Source organism: Verrucosispora sp. CNZ293, from assembly GCF_002754655.1.
In genome coordinates, this window is record NZ_PEFR01000001.1 from 609,605 (window position 1) to 625,846 (window position 16,242).

13 protein-coding genes and 2 tRNA genes are annotated in these 16,242 nt (G+C 70.8%); 5 read left to right on the forward strand and 10 right to left on the reverse strand.

Features of this window, described 5'->3' with window-relative positions:
- Nucleotides 1-74: 74 nt before the first annotated feature.
- The 5 genes from CLT74_RS02820 to CLT74_RS02840 are packed head-to-tail and all read right to left on the reverse strand — an operon-like array spanning nucleotide 75 to nucleotide 7,145.
- On the reverse strand, nucleotides 75-2,552 hold the full coding sequence (locus CLT74_RS02820) for a DUF8128 domain-containing protein (protein WP_099845147.1): 2,478 nt from the start codon (nucleotides 2,550-2,552) through the stop codon (nucleotides 75-77).
- The gene (locus tag CLT74_RS02825) at nucleotides 2,549-4,375 is read right to left on the reverse strand and encodes a VirB4 family type IV secretion system protein (RefSeq protein WP_486581938.1); all 1,827 of its coding nucleotides are present in this window, start codon (nucleotides 4,373-4,375) and stop codon (nucleotides 2,549-2,551) included. Before CLT74_RS02825 ends, CLT74_RS02820 begins: the two co-directional genes overlap by 4 nt.
- Nucleotides 4,372-5,295, reverse strand: coding sequence for a PrgI family protein (locus CLT74_RS02830; protein WP_099845148.1), 924 nt, complete (start codon nucleotides 5,293-5,295; stop codon nucleotides 4,372-4,374). The genes CLT74_RS02825 and CLT74_RS02830 overlap by 4 nt, the downstream gene beginning before the upstream one ends.
- 27 nt (nucleotides 5,296-5,322) lie before the next feature.
- Nucleotides 5,323-6,804, reverse strand: a complete 1,482-nt coding sequence (locus tag CLT74_RS02835; RefSeq protein ID WP_099845149.1) for a hypothetical protein — start codon at nucleotides 6,802-6,804, stop codon at nucleotides 5,323-5,325.
- Complete coding sequence (locus tag CLT74_RS02840; protein WP_099845150.1) at nucleotides 6,804-7,145, reverse strand: pilin; 342 nt, start codon at nucleotides 7,143-7,145, stop codon at nucleotides 6,804-6,806. Before CLT74_RS02840 ends, CLT74_RS02835 begins: the two co-directional genes overlap by 1 nt.
- 482 nt (nucleotides 7,146-7,627) lie before the next feature.
- Here CLT74_RS02840 and CLT74_RS02845 point away from each other — a divergent pair, with 482 nt between their 5' ends.
- Complete coding sequence (locus tag CLT74_RS02845) at nucleotides 7,628-8,638, forward strand: DUF5954 family protein (RefSeq protein ID WP_099845151.1); 1,011 nt, start codon at nucleotides 7,628-7,630, stop codon at nucleotides 8,636-8,638.
- A 147-nt stretch (nucleotides 8,639-8,785) separates the two neighbouring features.
- On the opposite strand, the gene CLT74_RS02850 is transcribed toward CLT74_RS02845, so the two are convergent.
- The 5 genes from CLT74_RS02850 to CLT74_RS02875 all read right to left on the reverse strand — a co-directional run bounded on the left by CLT74_RS02850 (nucleotide 8,786) and on the right by CLT74_RS02875 (nucleotide 12,251).
- On the reverse strand, nucleotides 8,786-10,153 hold the full coding sequence (locus CLT74_RS02850) for an SDR family NAD(P)-dependent oxidoreductase (protein WP_099845152.1): 1,368 nt from the start codon (nucleotides 10,151-10,153) through the stop codon (nucleotides 8,786-8,788).
- A 21-nt stretch (nucleotides 10,154-10,174) separates the two neighbouring features.
- Nucleotides 10,175-10,249, reverse strand: a tRNA-Glu gene (locus CLT74_RS02855).
- 11 nt (nucleotides 10,250-10,260) lie between these two features.
- A tRNA-Ala gene (locus CLT74_RS02860) sits at nucleotides 10,261-10,333 on the reverse strand.
- 159 nt (nucleotides 10,334-10,492) lie between these two features.
- Entirely contained in the window at nucleotides 10,493-10,789 is a 297-nt protein-coding gene (locus CLT74_RS02865; protein ID WP_143697041.1) for a hypothetical protein, read from the reverse strand.
- Between the two features lie 667 nt (nucleotides 10,790-11,456).
- On the reverse strand, nucleotides 11,457-12,251 hold the full coding sequence (locus tag CLT74_RS02875; RefSeq protein WP_143697042.1) for a hypothetical protein: 795 nt from the start codon (nucleotides 12,249-12,251) through the stop codon (nucleotides 11,457-11,459).
- Nucleotides 12,252-12,913: 662 nt separating this feature from the next.
- Between CLT74_RS02875 and CLT74_RS02880 the strand changes: the two genes are divergently transcribed.
- The 4 genes from CLT74_RS02880 to CLT74_RS02895 are packed head-to-tail and all read left to right on the forward strand — an operon-like array spanning nucleotide 12,914 to nucleotide 16,071.
- On the forward strand, nucleotides 12,914-13,630 hold the full coding sequence (locus CLT74_RS02880) for a hypothetical protein (protein WP_143697043.1): 717 nt from the start codon (nucleotides 12,914-12,916) through the stop codon (nucleotides 13,628-13,630).
- The gene (locus tag CLT74_RS02885; protein ID WP_158240190.1) at nucleotides 13,623-14,462 is read left to right on the forward strand and encodes a DNA methyltransferase; all 840 of its coding nucleotides are present in this window, start codon (nucleotides 13,623-13,625) and stop codon (nucleotides 14,460-14,462) included. The genes CLT74_RS02880 and CLT74_RS02885 overlap by 8 nt, the downstream gene beginning before the upstream one ends.
- The gene (locus CLT74_RS02890) at nucleotides 14,459-14,989 is read left to right on the forward strand and encodes an XF1762 family protein (protein WP_099845157.1); all 531 of its coding nucleotides are present in this window, start codon (nucleotides 14,459-14,461) and stop codon (nucleotides 14,987-14,989) included. Before CLT74_RS02885 ends, CLT74_RS02890 begins: the two co-directional genes overlap by 4 nt.
- Nucleotides 14,986-16,071 carry a DNA methyltransferase gene (locus tag CLT74_RS02895; protein WP_099845158.1) on the forward strand — a complete coding sequence of 362 codons (1,086 nt, stop codon included), beginning with the start codon at nucleotides 14,986-14,988 and terminating at the stop codon, nucleotides 16,069-16,071. The genes CLT74_RS02890 and CLT74_RS02895 overlap by 4 nt, the downstream gene beginning before the upstream one ends.
- Nucleotides 16,072-16,242: the final 171 nt, after the last annotated feature.

Sequence of the window (16,242 nt, forward strand, 5' to 3'; positions counted from 1 at the left end):
GCACCGAGGTGCGGACCAGGACCCACCCGCCGCCAGGCCGGGCGGCATTCCCGCGTGGCGGCAGCGGACGGGGGTCACCGGCGGCGGCGGGTGTCGGCTTGGGTGGCCAGCCGTGTGGCGAGTTGCGCGATCGCGGTGGGGTCGCCTGCGCCGCCGCTGGCCGCGGCGCAGGCGGCGCGGATCTGGTCGGCTGCGCCGATGATGGGGCGGGGTGGTCGGGTGCGCAGGGTGAACGCGGCGGTTTCCCGGTTGTTGATCACGAGGCGGGCGGCGGCTTGGTAGGCGCCGAGGTGGCTGAGGTCGTGGTCGGACAGTTCGGGGAACATGTGCCGGGCCATCTGGTGGGCGTCTTCGGGTGCCACGTTGAAGGTGATTTTGTTGCGGGCGTTCGCGGACAGGGCGAGTTGGGTGGGGCGGGGGAGTTGGGCGAGGTCCTGGTGGGCTAGGACGAGGCTCATTCGGTAGCCGCGGGCTTCGGCGAGCATGTCGTCGACGGATCCGGGCAGGTTCAGGAAGTTGTGGCATTCGTCGATCACGACGGTGCAGTCGCGTCGTTGGTGTTCGGGGAGTTTCGCGCGGGCGGTGGCGGCCTGCCAGGCGCGGGCGAGGACGAACGAGCCCATCAGCCGGGAGGTGTCCTCGCCGAGTTGTCCTTTGGGCAGGCGGGCGAGGAGGATCCCGCCGCTGTTGAGCAGCCGTCCCATGTCGAACGATGAGCGTGGGGTGCCGAGGGTGCGGCGGGGGAAGTCCCGCAGCAGGAACGCGCGGAGGCGGGCCATGACGGGGCCGATGACCTGCGCCCGCACGGGTGGGGGCATGGACTCGTACCAGGTCCAGTAGCCGAGGAGCCCTTCCGGGTCGTCGAGGCCTTCGGTGAACGCGAGGCGGAACTGTTTGTCGTTGAGCAGCGGCGGGACCAGGGCGAGGGTGGCGTTGGCCTTGCGCATCAGGGTCAGGCAGGCCACGCGCAGGGTGTCGTCGATGCGGGGCCCCCAGTGCCGTTGGAAGATTTTGGAGAAGATCGAGACGACGTTGTCCACGGCCAGGTCGTGGTCGTCGCCGGACAGGGGGTTGAAGTAGCCGCCCTGGGTTTGGTCGGGGTCGATGAGCACGACCCGGTCGGCGACGTTCGGGTTGAGTCGGTCGAGGACGTCGGTGACCAGGTCGCCTTTGGGGTCGATGACGACGACGCCGCGGTGGGCGGCCACGTCGTCGAGGATCATGTTGACCAGCAGGGTGCTCTTCCCGACGCCGGTGGAGCCAAGGACGTGCAGGTGTTGGCGGGCGTCGACGACGGGCAGCCCGACGGCATGGCCGCCGATCTGCGCCCGGCCGAGCTGCTTGACGCCCCGGCCGCCGGTGGTGGGCACGTCGACCGGCATCGGCATCGGTTTGGCGCGGGCCCGCAGCAGACCGGGCACCGCCACGTCGCAGGGCAGGGCGGCCACGGCGGCGAGTTCGGCGGCCCCGAGCAGGTAGCCGCTGCGCAGTGGCCGGTTCGCCAGCACCGTGGCGGGCTGGGTGAGGCGGACGCGGCGTAGTCGCTGCCGGGCGGTGTAGAGGCCGTAGGCGGAGGCGACGCCGTGGGCGAGGGTCGTCAACCGGGTCCGCAGGTTCTCCTCCGGGATGTGGCGGGGGTTGGTGTGGGCGATGCCGTAGCGGATGGACGTTTCCCACAGCTGGCCGCAGGCCAGCTTGTCCACCGCGGCGCGGGCGTCGCGGTCTCGTTCCGGGTCACCCGCCGGCGGCCGGTAGGCGGTGGCGCGGCTGCCCACTGTGGGGCGGGTCGGGCCGGGCGTGAGGAGACCGAACAGCCCTTCCAACCAGGCGGCGGGGTCGAGAACGCCGGGGGTGCGCTGGCCGGTGCGCAGTGCCGCGGTGCCGGCGCGCAGCCGGCGGATCTGGCGGGGTGTGGCGGGGCGGGCGAGGATCTGCACGCAGGCGTACTCGTGGTCGCGCAGCCCCGACAGCGCAGAGATCAGAGGCCGTAGCGGGTCGGTGTCGTGGTCGGTGACGATCGGATACCACGCCGGCAAGGTGGGTGTCAGGGCGCCGCCCTCGCAGAGGACGCCGGTGGGGATCGGGGTGGTGGCGTCGGCGGTCGTGGTGGTGGCGCCGGGCCAGGCGCCGGCGATCGCGGCGAGGACCGGACCGGTCGCGACGGTGCCGGGCAGCCAGATGGTGATGGTCAGCTGCCGGCCCGCCCACCGGTACTCGTAGCCGAGGTGCGGGGTGCCGTAGAGCCACCGTCGCCAGCCGGCCGGCCGCAGGATCTCCGCGCAGGTCGCCCACCACCTCGCGGCGCTGCCTGGCTCCACCTGCGGCGGTGGGGTGATGGTGACCTGTTGGGCGTGCCGCTGCCAGCGTCGCTGCCGCCAGGCTTGCAGCTGGCCGTGGGCGACGACCGCGACCACACCTGCTGCGGCGGCGACGGCGGCGAGCCATGGCCGGGCCACCACCCACCCGACCGCGGCGACGATCGCCTCGGCGACCGGGTTGGTCGGCGTGACAGACGACCGCAGCGGCGGGGCGGGTGGGGCGAGCCGGGTCACGACTCGTCCTGCGGGTCGGTGCCGGTGACGCAGAGCTCGTGTTCTCGGTAGGAGGACACGGCGTGGCTGGCCACCCGGTTGGCACCGGAGAGGAGGAGTCCTTCGCCGCGTTGGGCGGACAGCAGCATCCGCGCTTCACCGCCGGTGAGGTGGAAGCTGTCGGCGACGGCGGCGATGGCCTGGGGGGCTTGGCGCATCAGCACCTGGGTGGCGCTGTTGGCGATCACGGCCTGGCCGAGGTCGGAGCCCAGCAGGTCGGCGGCGTCCTGCGTGATCACCGACAGGCCGGCGCGGCGCTTGCGGGCCGCCTTCGCCAGCCGGTTCAGAAACCGCACGCCCTCACCGTCGCGCAGCAACGTCCAGGCTTCGTCGACGATGACCAGCCGCCGCGGGTCCCCGGTCGGACCGGTGCCGGGTGGCGCGTCCACGATGCGCCAGATCGCGTCCAACGCCAGCAGCATGCCGGCGGGGCGCAGCTCGTCGGCGAGGTGCCGGGTGGACCACACCACCAGATGCCCGACAGGGTGGGTGGTGGTGGGTCCGGCGAACAGGTGACTGAAACTGCCGGTCGTCCACGGCGACAGCCTGGCGGCGAGAGTGACCGCCGGCGGCGAACCGTCGGCCTCCAGGGCGGCGGCCACGTCACGCAGCAACGGCGCCGGCCGCCCCCAGGTGCCCGGGTCGTTGGTCACCCCCGCCTCCAGGTAGGCGGTGTTGACGGCCCGGTCGAAGGCGGCACGTTCGGCCGGATCCATTCCACCGTCCTGCCCGGCGCCGAGCAGCACGTTGACCAGGGTGTGGGCGAACAGAGCCCGCCGGGTACGCGCGTCGGGCCGCCGGTCGTCGGCGGCGATGTCGAACGGGTTGAGCCGCACGTCGGGGGCGCCGAGGTTGATCACGGTGCCGCCGACCGCCTCGGCGAGCCGCCGGTACTCGTCTTCCGGGTCGATGACGTGGACCTGCACCCCGTCATACAGGCTCCGCAACGTCTCCAGCTTGATCCTGTAGCTTTTGCCCGCCCCGGAACGGGCCAGCACCACGGAGTTGTGGTTGTCGGCCGCCCACCGGTCATGCCACACGATCCCGTTGGTCGCCGTGTTCAACCCGTACAGGACACCGGAGGCGGTGGGCGGATGCCCAGGCAGCGGCGCGGGCAGGTCAGCGGAGGCTAAGGGCATACCGGCGGCGAGGCTGTCGGTGTCGAACACCCGCCGCATCCCGATGCTGTCCACCCCGAGCGGCAGGGTGGACGTCCACGCCGGCAGCTGCCGCCAGGTCGCCGCAACCGTGTCGAGCATGACCGACGCGGCGGTGGCCCGCACATGCGCCACCGACTCGGTCAACTCCGCCAAACTCGTCGCGTGCACAGCGACGTAATGCGCGACCCGGAACAGACGACTCGCACCCCGGGCCACCCGGTCGGCCAACTCGGCGGCATCCGCGGCGGCGGCCTCGGTGTTCGGGTCGTCGAGACGCCCGTGCTCGGCATCCGAGCGCCGAGACGATTCCAGGCGGGCACGCTGGCGACGCAGCCGGGACGCGGCCACCTGCGCATCGAGCGGTTCGATGTGGATGACCACGTCGGCGCGGCCCGGCCAGCCGGTCAACGGGGACAGCCAGCCCGCGCCGACCTCCGCCGGATAGCCGTTGACCAGCAGCGTCGAGGTGTAGCCGTCGCCGACTTTCAGGTAGCGGGGGGTCACCTCGACGCTGGCCGGGCCGATCAACCCGGCCAGGGCGTCGACCTGCGACCCTGCCGACGGTGCCGCCGGCGGCGGCGTGCGGGTGGGAAGCAGAGCGCGCAGCACGGTGCGGAGCCTCATCGTTGCCCTCCGGTGACCGGCTCGTCCGGCAACGCCCGCTCGCCGCAGAGGGGGAGGGTGTAGGGGTCGACCGCGGCGGCGAGCACGGCGGCGACCGCCGGCCCATCCAGAACCCGGGTGGCCGCGCCCACACCCTGCAACGCGGCGGCCGTGTGCTCGGCGGCCCGCAGCACGTCGCTGTCGCGGCGCGCGCCGGCGGCGGTGTGCACGATGGTCACCGTCCGCCACAGCGGCTGCCGCTCCTCCTCCACATCGAGGAGAAACTCGGCGTAGTCGGCGGCGGCGTCCGCCAACGCCGGATGAGGCAACAGATCGGCGGCGTCGGCGATGCGCTGCGCATGCCCCGCCAGATCCACCCGCTGGGAGGACACCACGATCTGCACCGGCGCGGTCAGACTGTTCAACCAGCGGGCGTAGGCGCCGACCAGCGCCGCCTGCTCCGCCGGCGTCCGCAAACCCAGGTTCACCGTGGTCACCGCGACCAGGGCGGCGCTGGTCCCGCCCAGGTCCACCACCCCGTTGGCGGCGATCGCCCGCGCCGGCAGCCGCAACATGGCCGGCGGCGTCAGGTCACCCTCGACCCCGACCGGGCTCGGCGCCCACCGCGGCGCCCTCGCCCCCGGGATGGGAACCTGCCGGCGCGGGGTGCGGGCGCCTCGAACCGCCGCGAAGAGCCACGCGTCCAGACCCAGCCCGTCACGACGACCCAACGCCAGCACCGTGGCGGCACCGAGCAGCGGCATCAAGGCGGCAAGGAGGATCGGCATCGGCACATGGCCCAGCAGCGCCCGCCACAGCAGATACGCCACCGCGGCAGCGGCGGCCAGAATGGCCACCTGCCGCGGGCTCAACTGGTACAGCAGACGATCCGGGGCCTCAATGTCCGCCGGAATACGAGCACGAAGATCAACATCAGACATGGGAAACACCAATCCTTGAAGAGGTGGTCAGCCCGGCCAGCCGGTGCCGCTGCTGTCGCGGCCGGCAGCCGGCCGAGGTGAAGGCCGCGGTCGTGACCGGGTAGTGGCTGCGGCACGTGCTGCCGCTGAGGTGCGGGTGGTCCGGGGTCCGTAGGTGGGCACCGACGGCCACCCCGTGCCGCTGGCCGTTCGCGCGGACTCAGGGACAGCAGAGAGCACCGGCGGCACGCGTGGGCCTGGCACCGGCTCGGCCGACCGGCCCGTCCCGGAGGCTCTCGGAGACGCGCCGCTCGGCCAGCCGGTACCGGATTCGGTGTAGGCCCACCAGCGACGCCACCGCGGCATCCGCTGCGGCATCGCCGTCGCCGGAGTCCGCCCCGACGGCACCCTCCGCACCCCGGCCCCGGGCTGGGCCTGGGACGGCTGAGCAGATGTCGACGCCGCAGCAGTACGCGGCGTACGACGCGCCACCGGACCGGGCCCCGCACCACTACGAACCCCAGCCGGCTGCGGCAGCGGCACTCCGCCGGAACGGGCCGCCAGGTTCCCGGCACGGCGCGTCCGGCCGACGGCGGCTCCCGCCGCAGCACGCCCCGCGCCACCCCACAAGCCCCCGGTGAGGGCGCGGCCGAGCTGCTGAACGACAGCGACCCGAACGAACGCGCCGACCACGTTGCGGGACTGCCCACCCGTGACGTACCGGCGCACCAGACCCGGGATCCGCGTCACCGCCAACAGCAGGCAGCAGACGATGAACAAGTTGAGCGTGCCCGTCGGATCGTTCGGCAGACCCAAGGCCGGCAGATTCGCCGTCGGGCTGACGAACACCGTCAACCCGGCGTGCAACGCGATGCCCTGGCCCCCGACCGTGGCGAACACGCCGAAGAAAGCCCGCCACCACAACTTCGCCACCGGCTCGGTCCACGGCGTGCCATGGCAGGACAGCGCCGCCGGCGCGAGACCAACCAGGATCACCAGCAGACCCAGCCGCAGCACCCACCCGACCATGATCATGGCGGCGAGAACGGCGATGACCACCCCGATCACGAGCGTGAGCAAGGCGTTGGCGGGGTTGGTCAACGCGTCGACGATCGTGCGACGCAACTGGTCCAGCGAGCCATCGGTGGTGACCGACTCACCGATGAGCGCCTGGATCAGCGCGTTACCCACGGCGATGAGTTCCCGGCACATCGGCATGGCGAAGTTCGCGCCGATGACGCCGATCAGCAGGCGCGGCGCGAGTTCCGCGACGCCGTAGCGGGCCTGGACGCTGTCGCGGGCCATGACCACCACACCGCAGGCGACGATCGCCACCACGTAGCAGGTGTTGGCGATCCACAGCGCGCGGGTGCTGATCGTCTGGACCTGCGGCAGCGCGGTCACATCCGGCACGACGAGGAACGCCCAGGACAGCAACCTCCACAGGGCGTCGATGACGTCCGCGACCCGTGCCGCGATCCATTCCAGGACCCTGTCCAGCACCGCCGCGATGGAGAACGGGTTGTACATCAGTTCGTCCCGAGGATGCCGCGCAGGATGCTCATCAGCACCGGCGCGAGCACCGCCAAGCCGTAGCCGGTCGCGGCGCCCTTCAGCGCACCCTTGGCCTTCTCCACCTGACCGGGGTCACCGCCGGCCATCAGATACAGGGCACCGCCGTAGGTGAGGAACAGCGTGGCGACGCCGACGAGGATGCCGACGATCCAGGCGATGAGGTTGTTGATGACGGTGTCCAGGCTGTTGACCGCCAGCAGATCTGGCGGCCCAGCCTGAGCCGCACCCGCCGCGCCGGCAACAACGACGGCAACGATCACGGTGGACAGGAACAGACGGGACAGGACACGACACATCTGGTCTTCACCTCCCACCCCACCAGGCGGCGGGGCATGCGTGACAGCCGATATGGGAGGCGCCACCCGTACGGGCGGAGACCGTGGAAGCACTCTCCTTCCACACCAGGTTCGGAAATGTGGTGAGCACGGACCGACGCCGGGCCGAGTCACCACCCACACCGGGCGGCGCCCAAGACCGTCCGCAAACCCGGCTGGCATGCCGGGGTGGATCGGTCTTGTGACCGCCAAAAGCCGCTGTCGGCCGCGAACTGCGGGGACCTGGCACCCAACAGCGGCCAACGGCAACCCAACTGTTGGGGCGTCTCCTCGGGACCGGGACATGCATCGGACTCGGTGGACTTCCGCACGTGCGCCTGCCCTCACCTTCGCGCCGCGACCTACTCCGACTTCGGGTCCTGTGCAGAGGTTGCTGCTGGTGGTGGAGGATCTGTGGTGGTGGCGGTGCTCGGTTTCGGCGATCGTGGGCACACACTGGGTACATGGCCCATCACGACAAGCGGGTGCCTGAGCACCTGCTGATCACCGTCGAGCAGCAGGACGATCCCGTGTCGGCGGTGTCCGAGGACGATGCCCGACGCCGCTCGGTCGCCTATCCCACGCTGATGTGGGGCGCGCCGGTCTTCGGCTGTGCCGAGGAGGTGGACGGCCGGTGGCGGATCGTGCGACTTGACGCCGACGAGCCGCAGCATGCCCGCGACAGCCTCGCGTCGCACTTCCGGCGCCTGTTCAGCGAGACGCCGCAGACGGCGGAAAACGCGGCCGTGCGGGCGGCGTTCGAGAGGGCGTACGAGATCCTCGACTGGGAGTCGGTGAATGAGCTGACCGTCAGTGGCCGTCGTTACCGGATCATCCGGGCGCAGCCGTTCATCCGGATGGGCCCGGACGGACCGGAGCCGCCCCGGCCCACCGACGCCGACCCGTACCCGCCGGGCGAGGCGGAGCGGACCACCTCGCCGATGAACGGATTCGTCATCGACCCGGCCGCTGGCACCGGGCTCACCGACGCCCTCGTGCGGATGGAACTGGTCTCGGCGACCTACCCGGCGACGTCCTTCCCCGAGGACATGTACGACGATTCGCGCCGGGCGCTGGTGACCCACCCGAACGTGGTGCTGCTCCCGGTCGGTTTCACCGTCGGGGAGCACGTCGACGGCAAGTGGCGACCCCGGTCGTTCACCACGTACCCGACGCCGCAGGCCGCCCGTGACGCGGAGTCCTTCGCCATCGCCGACATTCCACGCGGCGCCAACACCCCGATCGACGAGGTCATGGCGGCCTACGCGCGCGCCCGCGCGGCGCACCGTCCGCCACGCACCGACGACTTTGAGGTGGGCGGTGTGCGGTGCCGGGTGACCCGGGTCGAAACCTTCATCCGGTTCGGTGCGGACGGTCCGGAAGGACCCCGCCCGTCAGACCACGACCCGCTACCACCGCCGGCCAGCCAGGTCGAACAACTCCGCGCGCAGGGCCTGATGCCCGAACCAGACTGACCCGAACACGGCAGCAATTCGACGGCAGGTACACCGTACGCCCGCCGTGCACCGCAGGCGGCGCCCGTCACGCCCTGCGGCCCGCCTGCCGTGACGGTTGACGTCCCCAACCCGACGTCGAGGTCGGCCCTGTCGTTGACCTTGCTGCTACCAGGGGACGACGGTGTAGTTCTTGAGCAGGACGCCGTGCAGTGGGGTGCCGGTTTCGCCGCTGATGATGGGGTGGTAGATGCGGGCTGCGGCGTCGGTGACGTCCAGTGGTGGTTGCCAGCCGGTGGCGGCGCGGTGGGTTTTGATGGTGGTGGGGTTTTCGTCGGTGATCCAGCCGGTGTCGACGGCGCTCATGTGGACGTGGTGTCGGGCGAGGTCGGTGGCGCCGACGCGGGTGAGCATGTTGAGGGCGGCTTTGCTGATGCTGGTGTGGGGGTGTCGGGTGGGGCCGGTGCTGTCTTCGGAGAACCAGCCTTCACGGCCGGTCACGTTGATGACGTACCGGTTGCCGGGTCCGGGTGCGGTCAGGGTCGGGCGGAGCCGGTCGAGCAGGAGGAACGGTGCGACGACGTTCACCAGTTGCACCTCCAGTAGTTCGACGGGGTCGATCTGGCCGATGGTGGCGGTCCAGGAGTTCGTGGTGCCGGGGACGACGAGCGCGCCGGTGGCGTCGATGATGGAGGTCAGCTCCTGGCGGGGTGCTTCCGGGAGAGTGGCGAGGCGGACGCTCCAGTCGGGTGGTGTGGCACCGGGCCGGAACCCGGTCGCGGATTCGATGGCGACGCCGTGGGGGGTGGCGTGCGACTCCGCGCTGATGAGCGGTTGGTAGGCCCACATTGGCCGGCGCACCGTCTGAGCGGCGTTGTTGATGAGGATGTCGAGTCGGGGGGCGTCGTCGGCCAGCCGTTGCGCGACGTCGAGGACCTGGCGGGGGTCGCGCAGGTCCGCGCCGATGACGCGTAGCGAGGCCAGCCAGTCGGCGGCGTCGGGCTGGTGCGCGTACCGTCGGGCGGCGTCGGCGGGGAATCGGGTCACGACGGTGACCGTGGCCCCGTCGCGGAGCAGTTTCAGCGCCGTTTGGAAGCCGATTTTGACCCGGCCTCCGGTGACCACCGCGCGGCGGCCGGTCAGGTCGGTGCGGGCGTGCCGGTGTCGGCGGTGCAGGTCCGCGCAGGTGGGGCAGAGCGCGTGGTAGAAGGCGTCGACGGTGCGGAACCGGTCGCGGCAGGCGTAGCAGCGACGGTCCCGCCGGGTCCGTCCGACACCGTCCGGGTCGGGCAGCTCGGTGGGTTCAGCGACCGGTACGCCTTCGGCACGGTTGCCGGCTGCGGTGGCGGCGTCGGCGACCACGGCCCGGTCAGCGGCTGCCGTCTTGCGCCGGCGATCAGCGCGGCGTTGGCGCTGCGCGTCCTTGAGCAGCCCGTCGACGGCGCGTTGCACGCGTTGCCGGATCGGGTCGTCGACGGGCAACGCGCGGATCTCGTCGAGCACCCGCAGGGCTTGCTCGACCTCGGCGCTGTCCATCGTTCCTCACCAACCGGTCGACGTGGACGGACCGGATTCGAACCGGTGTCCTCCGCCTTGAGAGGGCGGCGCGTCGACCTCTGCGCTACCGACCACGCGACGGGGGTGGGACCCGACCGGACTCGAACCGGCATCCTCCGCCACGCTATGGCGGCGCGACTACCTCTGCGCTACGGGCCCCACCACGACGCATCGTAGCGACGCCGATCAGCCGGCCACCAACCGTTTACGCCTGCATGGTGTTGACCTCGACCGGCGCTGCCCGTGCGTCGACGTGCCGCCATATCGTGACCGAGGACCGCCCTGCGGCGTCCGAGAGCTCGAGGACGGCGAGGGTGATTAGGACCACGGTAGGCGACGGGGGTACCCGTCGGTGACGGCGCGGATCTCGGCGACGGCGTCGCGCCAGTGCATCGACTGGCGTTCGGTGCCGAAGTGGAGGTGCTCGGCGCAAAACCAGTAGGCGTTTTCCGGGTGGCCGACCCAGCCGACGGCTCTGCGCGCTTCGAGTCCTGCTCTCTCATGGTCGTTGACGGCGAAGTCCACCACGGTGAATCGGGCAGCGCTGTCGGTCGATCCACAGACGAGGCACAGCGGCGGCTTCATGAAAGCAAGTGTCGCAGCTTCGATCCGCATCTCTGCACCAGGTTTCCCAGGGATAGGCGCTCTACTGGTGTAGGTTCGCACCAGCGCTGTCGCTGGCGGTTGCCCTGATCAGGGACGGCGTGATCGGTTTCGCGGTCACGTCGCTGGCTCCTTCAAGATTGCGTCGCTTACCGCGTCTTCCGGCCGGGACAGCACCGATCGGCGACAGGTGGTTGCATCGGAGCATGTTGAAGCCGCTGCTGGACGCGGGATACCGGCTGTAGGCCCGTCGTATCCGTGCCCAGCTTGCTGCCGTAGACCTGCCGCACCATGCGGCGATGGTGGCGGAGCCTTGCGGGCCGCCGGGGGATGCCGAATCGGATCAGGTGCCGGCGGACGGTTTCGGGGGTGAGTGCGAGGTCGGCGGCGATGTCGCTGGCGGAGTGCTGCCGTACTTCGCTCTACTCGCGCAGCCAACCGGGGTAGGCCGAGCAGTGCCAGTGCTGAGTGGTCGGGTCGGCGTAGGCAGCCACGGCAGCGCGGTGATCAGGCGGCTGCCAGGGGCGAAGCAGCAGATCGTTCGCGTGGATCTCAGGCTGCGCCAGCGCCGCCATAGGGCTTGCCCTTCGACGGGCCGGCGGACGGCAGCATGGTTCGGCGGTTGCTGCTCTGGACGACATCACCACCGAGAGGGCCTGTTCCGCATTCCCGGGTGGGCCTATTCGCCGTGCCATGCCCTCAGCGTGGTCCGATGGATGGGTTTGGCGGGATGTGGCCGTAGCCGCACGTGGGCGAGTTCGCCCTTGCGGATGGCGTTGATCAGGCGTTTTTCGGCTTGGTCGCGCCAGTGTGAGGCGAGTTGGCTTTGGATGCCGCGGCGGGCGGCGGCGACCTGGACGGTGACGCCTTCGAGTCGGGTCTCGGCGATGATGTTCGCGTCGTCGGCGTCGATCACTCCGATGGCAACGGCCCGTGCGAGGACGAAGTCGGGATGGTCCCACGGCTGTAGCGGTGTGCGGGGACCGGCGGGTTCGCTGTCGAGCGGGTCGGTGGTGACGTCGGCGTAGCGAATCTTGAGTCCGGCGCGTTCGGCGGCGTCGAGCATGCGCCCGAGTACGCGGCGTTGGTCGGCGTCGACGCGTTCCAGGAGTTGTTCCCAGAAGGTCTTGAGCATTTCCGCGTCGATGTCCTCGACGTCGCGGTGGAAACCGCGGGTGATGTTACCGGCCCGCTTGCGTAGGCCAGGCATGGCGATGCCGATCGCGCCGATGGCCCAGCCGGCGCCGTCACGGCGGGCCCGTACGACCAGCTCCCGCCACACCGTGTCGCGGATCTGCGGTGGGGTGTCGCGGTTGAGCAGGAAGGCCTTCAGTTCGTCGAGGGCCATGCGCTGCTGCGGGCAGCCGGGGATGCCGCGGCCGTCGAAGGCGATGGGTACGGGCCGGCGGACGAGGAGATCGAAGGCGCGTTGGTGGGCGTCGAGCGGTGACAGGCGGATGGAGGTGGACGGCATGAACCTCTCCCGGGGGCTCCGAAGCGCCGTACCGACTGGCACGGCCAGGCTCATCCACTCACACCCACCCAACAGCAATCGGAGTTCGCCGATGGATGGTGAATCGGGTACGGGCGTGTTGGGTACAGGTCGGGGCCTTGAACGCTCGACGGTCCGGCGCAGGTCACGACGAGCCGGAGTTCACGCGCGTGCACAGCGTCGGATGTTGGTGCAGCTCAAGGCCCTGTTGGCTGCTGTTGGCCAGGTTCTTGTTGAACAGCGGCAGCGGCTGAGTTTCTTGCTGTCTCGCCGGGTGTACACGGTCGACCCGACAGAGCGCACCGCCCGGAGCTCGGGTCTGCCAACTGGCGGTGTCGCTTGCAGAGTCCACTCTGCCCATCGGCTAAATGCCTAACACGGGGCGGGGCATCGCCTGTTGGACGGGCTGTCTCACGCCGTTGGGTGGCGTCAGGCCGCTGTTGGGCTGAACCAGCCCGGACTCTGGGCATGATGTTGGGTTGAGCGGCGCGACCCAACTGGCGGCTTGTTGGCCAACGGTTCTGCCGGCCCGCGTCGCTGTTGGGTGCTGTTGGCGGGGAGAGTCGGGCGGCCCCCGCGCATCGAGGCCTGGTTGCCCTATTGGGAGTCGTGAGCACGGGCCAGCCGGTGGAAGCCACCCGCCGATGACCGAACCCTTCGCAACCCCCGCACACCACAGTGTGTCGCCGCAGCCGCGACGCGGCGAACGAGCGAGTCGCGACACGCCCCTGCCCGATGGGGTCGCGTACCGCGACTTCCTTCGGGTGGACCTCACCGACGGCCCGCCGGTGCCGATCTCGATTTGGCGTGCCGTCGGCACGGACGGCGACAACGAGAAGGCGACCCAGCAGCGGCTGGCGCGGCGGCTCGTCGTCACCTACAGCCGCCGCGACGCAGCCGTGGTCGACTTCGACGGCGACCCCGCCATACGGGAAGCCGCTGCGGCGACCGGCCGCCTGTACCTGCCGGTGACCCAGCCCGCCGACCTCGCCGACGTCGACGCCGTCCGGGTGGACCTGGTCGTGCTGCGGTGGCCCCGACCGCACTTGGCGGTCGAGGCTGTGGCGGATCTGTTCCGCGCTTTCCGGCTGGTGGTCACCCCGGACGGCTTCGCCGTGCTCATCGTCGATCCGACTCAGGACGGCGGCAGCTACCCCGAACAGGCTCGCCGGTTGATCCCCGAAGCCCGTTCCGGCGGCATGCGCTACCTGCAACGCATCATCGTGATCACCGTCCCCACCGCTGTCACCGGCGTCGACACCGCGCCCGAGGACGACACCACCTCCGGGGATACGGCGACCGGACGCCCCGTGCGCGTCGATGTCCTCGTGTTCGTGGTGCCGGGAGGCCGCCGTGGCTGACAGGCAGCTCAGCGCGTCGTGGATGTCGGTGCCGCAGCGGTCGGTGTGGCTGCTTGGCCAACGCCCGGTCGACGCCCAACGGCGCGGGAAGTACGTCCCCGGTTCGGCCGCGCATCCGCAACGGATGTGGCCGGACCTGGCCGCCGCCGCGATCATCCGGTACAGCCAGCCTGGAGATCTGGTCCTCGACCCCCTGGCCGGTGTCGGCACGACGCTGATCGAAGCGGTGGCGGCGGGTCGTGACACGATCGGGGTCGAGTACGAGCCGGACTGGGTGCGGCTGGCCCAAATGAACCTGCACCGCGCGACCCGCGCCGGCGGCACCGGTCATGGCATGGTCCTGGCCGGCGACGCGACCGCCCTGTCAGACGTGCTGCCGTCGGCGCTGCGGGGACGTGTCGCGCTGGTGGTGACCTCACCGCCGCACGGACGCCCCCTGCAGGGCCGTGTCGCGAACCGCACCGGCCGTGTCGACCTCGCCGCCGGCATGACCGCCGTACTCACTGGCTGTCTGCCGCTGCTACGACCGGACGCCACCGTCGTGGTCACCCTCCGCCGCCACCCCAACCACCCGCCGGTCGAGCCGCCGGACGCGATCCCCGCCGCCGGCGCTGGAGCTGGTCTGACGCTCATCGAGCACGACATCGGCCTGCTCGCCGACGCCCACGACGGCCGACTCGTCCCCACGTCGCCGGCCCGCCTGCCCGCAACGACCGCCCCGCGGTGGGACGGCTTCCCCCTCCACACGGGCGCCTACGAGGACATCTATGTCTTCCGGTACCAGCCGACCGCAGAACTGGTGGCACCCGACCAGCACGGAGTGCGCCCATGATTGCCAGCCCGCACCGCCGTCCGGCCCGTCCTCGCGTGCGCCCGATCAGCTACCGGCAGGCCAGAGACTTCATCACCACCCACCACCAGCACCTCACAGCACCGCAGGGCCACGCGTTCTCCCTCGGCCTGACCAACCACGCCGGCGACCTGCTCGGGGTCGCGGTAGTCGGGCGGCCGCTCGCCCGTCACCTCGATGACGGACTGACCGCCGAGATCACCGGCCTGGCCACCGACGGATCCCGCAACGCCTGCTCCGTTCTGCTGGCCGCCTCCTGGCGCGTCGCCCGACACATGGGCTACCAGCGGATGATCACCTACACCCGCGCTGACGAGCCCGGCACCAGCCTCCGCGCGGCCGGCTGGACCGCCGTGGCCGACCTGCCCGCCACACCCGGCTGGGACCGGCCGAGCCGACCTCGGACGACGGACGGTGCCGACCGCATCGCCCGTACCCGCTGGCAGGTGACCACCCCCGACTGGGCCAGCGAACCCCGCCGGTCACGACGGCGGGGGGAGGCCGGATGAGCAGCCACGACACCGACCCATCCGACCGGTTCCTGTACCACCAGGACGAGAAGGTCACCCTCTACACCGGCGACGCCCAGCAGGTCCCCGCGACCCTGCACGCGGCAAGCGTCGACATCGTGGTCACGAGCCCGCCCCACTACGGGCTACGGGACTACCGCCAGCCCGGCCAGTACGGAATCGAACCCACGCTCCAGGACTACGTCAACACGATGGTCAACGTCTTCGGGCAAGTCCACCGGGTCCTCAAACCCACCGGCACGCTCTGGCTGGTCCTCGGCGACTCGTACAGCCTCAACTCCGGCGGCGCACCCCAAAGCGGCACCTACTCCGGCTACCGCAGCCCCGACACCACGCAACCCGGACTCGTCCGCCCCCGCACCCAGGACATCCTCCCCGCCAAGAACCTCATCGGCATCCCATGGCGTGTCGCTCTCGCGCTGCAAGACACCCGGCAGTGGATCCTCCGCCAAGCCGTCGTCTGGCACAAACCCAACGCGATCCCAGAAAGCGTACGAGACCGGCCATCCTGCTCCCACGAATACATCTTCGTCCTGGCCCGATCACGCTTCTACTACTTCAACCTCGACGCCATCCGCGTCCCTCTATCGCGGCCCGAGGCGCTGGACGGAACCAGGATCATCGGCGGCCGCCGCAAAGGAACCCAGGCCGGCATGGGCGCCACAGCCCGCCGCCGAGGCGCCACGCCCTACGGATCGAACCAGGCCAAGTACGTCACCGACCCCGCTGCCCACCACAGCAACACGGCCCGCAACAACCTCCTCGCCCACCGCAGCCACCACCCCCGAGGCAAGAACCCGGGATCAGTCTGGTCGATCCCCACCCGCCCCTTCCGAGGAGCACACTTCGCCGTCTACCCGATCGACATACCCCTACGCGCCATCACCGCCGGCTCTCCGCCCGGCGGCGTCACCCTCGACCCGTTCAGCGACGCCAGCACCACCGGCCTCGCCGCACTGCAACTCGGCCGCACATACATCGGCATCGACATCAACGCTGACTACCACGACATAGCCCTCGACCGAATCGATACGCCGCGACAGCCCGGCAGGCATCCGTGACCGCCCGCTCCCAGCCCACCCAAACCGTCAAGCGGCCCGATGACATCACAGACACGAGAACCCTTCCGACCCGAGGAGCGTTGAAGGGGAAGGCCGTAACTGGACCGGACGTCGCTCCGCTGGACAGCGGCCTCGTACTGCACGAACCACTGCCGCATGCGCGGAACGCTG

Bases quoted from the DNA above. Each gene is read 5' to 3' on its own strand.
- CLT74_RS02895 (WP_099845158.1), top strand. From the start codon at position 14,986: ATGAGCAGCCACGACACCGACCCATCCGACCGGTTCCTGTACCACCAG.
- CLT74_RS02840 (WP_099845150.1), bottom strand. From the start codon at position 7,145: ATGTGTCGTGTCCTGTCCCGTCTGTTCCTGTCCACCGTGATCGTTGCC.
- CLT74_RS02875 (WP_143697042.1), bottom strand. From the start codon at position 12,251: ATGCCGTCCACCTCCATCCGCCTGTCACCGCTCGACGCCCACCAACGC.
- CLT74_RS02850 (WP_099845152.1), bottom strand. From the start codon at position 10,153: ATGGACAGCGCCGAGGTCGAGCAAGCCCTGCGGGTGCTCGACGAGATC.
- CLT74_RS02845 (WP_099845151.1), top strand. From the start codon at position 7,628: ATGGCCCATCACGACAAGCGGGTGCCTGAGCACCTGCTGATCACCGTC.
- CLT74_RS02835 (WP_099845149.1), bottom strand. From the start codon at position 6,804: ATGTACAACCCGTTCTCCATCGCGGCGGTGCTGGACAGGGTCCTGGAA.
- CLT74_RS02865 (WP_143697041.1), bottom strand. From the start codon at position 10,789: ATGCGGATCGAAGCTGCGACACTTGCTTTCATGAAGCCGCCGCTGTGC.
- CLT74_RS02825 (WP_486581938.1), bottom strand. From the start codon at position 4,375: ATGAGGCTCCGCACCGTGCTGCGCGCTCTGCTTCCCACCCGCACGCCG.
- CLT74_RS02830 (WP_099845148.1), bottom strand. From the start codon at position 5,295: ATGTCTGATGTTGATCTTCGTGCTCGTATTCCGGCGGACATTGAGGCC.
- CLT74_RS02890 (WP_099845157.1), top strand. From the start codon at position 14,459: ATGATTGCCAGCCCGCACCGCCGTCCGGCCCGTCCTCGCGTGCGCCCG.
- CLT74_RS02880 (WP_143697043.1), top strand. From the start codon at position 12,914: ATGACCGAACCCTTCGCAACCCCCGCACACCACAGTGTGTCGCCGCAG.